The 4,820-nt window shown below is 69.6% G+C and carries 5 protein-coding genes; 3 read left to right on the forward strand and 2 right to left on the reverse strand.

The features are described from left to right. Positions 1 to 450: VOC family protein (locus tag GT354_RS15070; protein ID WP_161356824.1), on the reverse strand; the 450-nt coding region annotated here is incomplete at its 3' end. Positions 451 to 564: 114 nt separating this feature from the next. Beyond that, the gene (locus tag GT354_RS15075) at positions 565 to 1,266 is read right to left on the reverse strand and encodes an FCD domain-containing protein (protein WP_161356825.1); all 702 of its coding nucleotides are present in this window, start codon (positions 1,264 to 1,266) and stop codon (positions 565 to 567) included. 325 nt (positions 1,267 to 1,591) lie between these two features. On the opposite strand from GT354_RS15075, the gene GT354_RS15080 reads away from it, so the two are divergent. From GT354_RS15080 to GT354_RS15090, 3 genes are all read left to right on the forward strand, one after another. After that, complete coding sequence (locus GT354_RS15080) at positions 1,592 to 2,116, forward strand: gluconokinase (protein WP_161356826.1); 525 nt, start codon at positions 1,592 to 1,594, stop codon at positions 2,114 to 2,116. Continuing rightward, positions 2,116 to 3,513, forward strand: a complete 1,398-nt coding sequence (locus GT354_RS15085) for a gluconate:H+ symporter (protein WP_161356828.1) — start codon at positions 2,116 to 2,118, stop codon at positions 3,511 to 3,513. Before GT354_RS15080 ends, GT354_RS15085 begins: the two co-directional genes overlap by 1 nt. A 271-nt stretch (positions 3,514 to 3,784) precedes the next feature. After that, positions 3,785 to 4,651 (forward strand): alpha/beta hydrolase, encoded by an 867-nt coding sequence (locus GT354_RS15090; protein WP_202511921.1) that lies wholly within the window; start codon positions 3,785 to 3,787, stop codon positions 4,649 to 4,651. The last annotated feature ends 169 nt before the right edge of the window (positions 4,652 to 4,820 follow it).

Raw genomic sequence — 4,820 nt, forward strand, 5'->3', positions numbered from 1 at the left:
GGCGATGTCGAATTTGACCATCGTGAGCATCGCCGCGGTGGCTCGGGCCGCCCGGTCCGGGTCCGAGTCGGAGACCATGTCCAGGAGTTCGGTGGGGACGACCTGCCAGGACAGACCGAACTTGTCCTTGAGCCAGCCGCACTGGCTTTCCTCGCCGCCCTCGACGAGTTTGCTCCAGTAGTAGTCGACCTCGGCCTGGTCGGCGCAGCGGATCTGGAACGACACCGACTCGTTGAAGGTGAATTGCGGTCCGCCGTTGAGCGCGACGAACTTTTGCCCGTTGGCCGTGAATTCGACCACCATCACCTCGCCGGTGGGGCCGGGGCCGGCGTCGTTGTAGCGGCCGACGTTGCCGATCGCGGAGTTCTCGAAGATGGACACGTAGTGGTTCGCGGCTTCCTCGGCGCGGCCGTCGAGCCACAGGCACGTGGTGAATCCGTCGGCGGTCATCTGTTGCCTCCCGGTGCGTGGTGGATGTTGCTCACCAGTACAGACCGATCCCGCGCGGCAAACTCATCGCGTGGCGAGCGGCGGTTTGCAGTTCGTGGTCGCGGGCGTCGCCGGCTACGGGGCCAGGACGTCCAACTCGGCCATCGCGCCCATGGTGATCTCCCGGGTCAGCTGCTCCGCGCGGGCCGCGTCGCCCTCGCGTACCGCTTCCGCCACGCGCACGTGCAGTGTCACGGCGGCCGGGTCGGGGTCGGGGTACATCACCCGGTGGCGGGTGCGTCCGGTGAGGACCTCCGCCACCACGTCGCGCAGCCGGGCGAACATCTCGTTGCCCGAGGCGGCGAGGATCACCCGGTGGAAGGCGATGTCGTGGACGAGATACGCGTCCAACTGTCGGCCGCGTGACGTGGCGACCATGCCGAGGGCGTGCTCGGTGAGTTCGGCGCACTGCTCCGGGGTGGCGTTGGTCGCGGCGAGTCCGGCCGCGGCCGGTTCGATCGCCGAGCGCAACACGGTGAGCGAACGCAGCTGATGCGGCCGATCCGCGCCGGCCAGTCGCCAACGGATCACCTGCGGGTCGAAGACGTTCCATGCGCACGGGGCGAGCACCGTCACGCCCACCCGGCGGCGGGACTCGACGAGGTGCATCGACTCCAGGACCCGGATCGCCTCGCGGATCACGGTGCGCGACACCTCGAAGCGTTCTTCCAGCTCGTCGGTGCGCAAAACGGTGCCGGCGGGGTAGGCGCCGGCGGTGATGGCAGGCCCGAGCGACTCCAGCACCCGATTGTGCAACCCCCGCCCCGCGATCTCCATCCGCCCAGCCTAGTGGGCGGTCGCGGTGGACCGGAGGGGGCCGGGAGGCGATCGGGCGGGCGAGGAGGCGGCCATCCGGTGATCGAAAGGCGCGACCGAGAGCGAGACCGGGGACCACCCGGCACCCGCAATTAAGTATGACTTTTATAGTGTGAGGTCTTGATTAAGTCATACCTATGAGCTTGGGTGTGGGATGGCGTCGTCTCCGTGGCGATGCCGTGCCAGCCCGAAAGCCCGTCCGCAGCACCCGACGCAGACGCAGAGACAAAGGCAAACGCAGGACGCAGGGCGTTGGACGCAGCAGAAGACAGCGAGCGAGGTATCGATGAACACCCCCCACGTCGTGGTGGTCATGGGTGTGTCCGGAACGGGCAAATCCACGGTCGGCCGACTCCTGGCCGACCGGTTGTCCGTCCCGTACGCGGAGGCCGACGACTTTCACCCGCCGGCCAACATCGCCAAGATGTCCGCCGGTATCCCGCTGGACGACGACGACCGCGCGCCGTGGCTCGACGCCATCGGCGCGTGGGCGCACGATCACGCCGACAGCGGAGGCGTGGTCAGCTGCTCCGCGCTCAAGCGCGCCTACCGCGATCGGCTGTCGCGGGCCGCGCCCGGCATCGTCCTGCTCCACCTCGTCGGCGATCGCGCCCTGATCGCCGACCGGTTGCGCCGGCGGCAGGGTCACTTCATGCCGGAAACCCTGCTCGACTCCCAACTCGCCACCCTCGAACCGCTCGACCCGGACGAGCGGGGCATCGTGCTCGACATCGCCCCGGGCCCGGAGACCATCATCGAGCAGGCCGCCGCGCGGCTGCGACGCCCGGACGACAAGCAGAGGACCGCATGATGCCCCCCGTCGGCGCGCACATCCTGGCGGCCGCCCCCGCCGAGCCGATCACCTCGGCGGGTCACGCCCAGCTGGGTCTCGCCGTTCTGGTCGGCATCGGCGTCATCGTCGTTCTCATCGGCAGCTTCAAGCTGCACGCGTTCCTGTCGCTGACCATCGGCTCGCTCGTGCTGGGCGCGGTCGCGGCGGCCCCTCTCGACAAGGCGATCGCGAGCTTCACGAGCGGCCTCGGCAGCACCGTCGCCGGCGTCGGCGTCCTGATCGCGCTCGGGGCGATCCTGGGCAAGCTGCTCGCCGACTCCGGCGGCGCGGACCAGATCGTCGACACGATCCTCGCCAAGGCGAGCAATCGCACCATGCCGTGGGCGATGGCGCTGATCGCGGGCATCATCGGGCTGCCGCTGTTCTTCGAGGTCGGCGTGGTTCTGCTGATCCCCGTCGTACTGTTGGTCGCCAAGCGTGGCAACCACTCGCTCATGCGCGTCGGCATCCCGGCGCTCGCGGGCCTGTCCGTCATGCACGGCCTCGTCCCGCCGCACCCCGGCCCACTCGCCGCGATCGACTCGATCCACGCCGACCTGGGCATCACGCTCGCCCTCGGCGTCGTCGTCGCGATCCCCACGCTGGTGATCGCCGGCCCGGTCTTCTCCCGCTATGCGGCGCGCTGGGTGGACATCGCCCCGCCCACCACGCTGACCCCCGAACGCCCCTCGGACGACCTGGAGCGTCGCCCGAGCTTCGGTGTCACGGTGGCGACGATCATGCTCCCGGTCGTGCTGATGCTCGGCAAGGCTCTGGTCGACATCGTCGTGGACGACCCCGAGGACCACGTCCAACGCGTCGCCGACGTGGTCGGCTCACCGCTGATCGCACTGCTCAGCGCCGTGATCGTGGCCATGTTCACGCTCGGCCGCGCGGCCGGCTTCACCCGGGACCGACTGGCCGGCACGGTCGAGAAGTCGCTGCTCCCGATCGCCGGCATCCTGCTGATCGTCGGCGCGGGCGGAGGCTTCAAGCAGACCCTGATCGACGTCGGCGTCGGCCGGATGATCCTCGACGTCTCCGACAGTTGGTCGGTCTCCCCGCTCCTCCTCGCGTGGCTGATCGCCGTCCTGATCCGCTTGGCCACGGGATCCGCGACGGTCGCCACCATCTCGGCCGCCGGCCTGGTCGCCCCACTGGCCGCCGACATGACCGACACCCACACGGCCCTGCTGGTCCTCGCGGTCGGCGCCGGCTCCCTCTTCTTCAGCCACGTCAACGACGCGGGCTTTTGGCTGGTCAAGGAATACTTCGGCATGACGGTCGGCCAAACCCTCAAAACCTGGTCCGCCATGGAAACCCTGATCTCGGCAACCGCAGGCGGTTTCGTCCTCCTGCTGTCCCTGATCATCTAGCCACACCGACACGAAACAGCCGCCGCCTTCCGCTGCCGACCCCGGCAGCATCCACGCACACCGCTGAGAGCCCCAGGCGGACCCGCAGCGGCAGAGGGGATCCGAGCGGCTCGGTGGAGGCGAACCCGACCACGAACACGCCATGGGCATCGACGCGGTGGCACTCCATGCCGGCGTTCGCGTGGTCGAAAATCAAGCTGCCTTCGGCGTATCCGCGCACTACCGTCGCCCCACGGCCCGGCAGGCACGCACACCCGAGAAGGAGAGCGCCGTGGGAGTACAGCGACAGGAACGGTGGACGCGGTCGGGAGTGAGACTGCGCTTGGCCGCCTCCGGTGCCGAGCGGTGGAACTGGCTGTTCGTTCCCGGCGGGCCGGGATTGGGCTCGCAGTCGCTGGAGAGCCTGGTGGAGGTGGTCCGGGTCCCGGGGTCGGCCTGGCTGGTCGACCTGCCCGGCGACGGTTCCAACCGCGACCTGCCCAACGTCTCCGACCCCTATGCCCACTGGCCGGACGTCCTGGTGGAAGCCGCGCAGGCCTTGGACGACGTGGTCATGGTCGGCCACTCGACCGGAGGCATGTTCATGCTCTCCGTACCCGAACTCGAAGAACAGCTGGCGGGTTTGGCCCTGATCGGCAGCGCCCCACACGCCGGCTGGCGGACCGCATTCGCCCAGTACACCCAGGACCACCCGATCCCCGCCGTCGACACCGCCGCCGCGCGCTACGCCGAGCGCCCCGACGACCGGAACCTGCGCGCCCTGACGTTGGCCGCCACACCCTGGAACTTCGGCGAGCAGGCTGTGCCCCGGGGCCGCGCCCTCCTGGAGGGCGCGGCGTACAACCACGACGCGGTGGCCTGGGCCGACGCACACTTCGACGACATCTACCGGGCGCGCTGGGCCCCACGTACCGTGCCGACCCTGATCGTCGGCGGAGCCCAGGACCATGTGGTCACCCAGCACCTGTGGCAGGAGGAACCCGCCTTCACCCGCCCGAACATCCTGCACCGCCGAATCGAAGGCGCCGCCCATTTCCCTTGGATCGACAACCCGCAAGCGGTCCACGCAGCCTTCACCGACCTGACCCACCGACTGAACGACCCGACCGGAGTGGAGATCGCTCACCGCAAGCAGTAGGCAGGCCAATCGTCATGGCGTTGCCGTTCGTCGAGATGCTCGTTGTCCGGGCCGAACGGCTGTTGCGCCCGTGCCGCGCCGGGCGCTCGTGCGGCGGGTCGACTCCCGAGGTCCGGGCCCGCACGACATCGGCCCGGAGGTCCGGGCCCGCCCGGCATCGCCCCGCACG

The organism is Streptomyces sp. SID3343 (genome assembly GCF_009865215.1).
GTDB lineage: Bacteria > Actinomycetota > Actinomycetes > Streptomycetales > Streptomycetaceae > Embleya.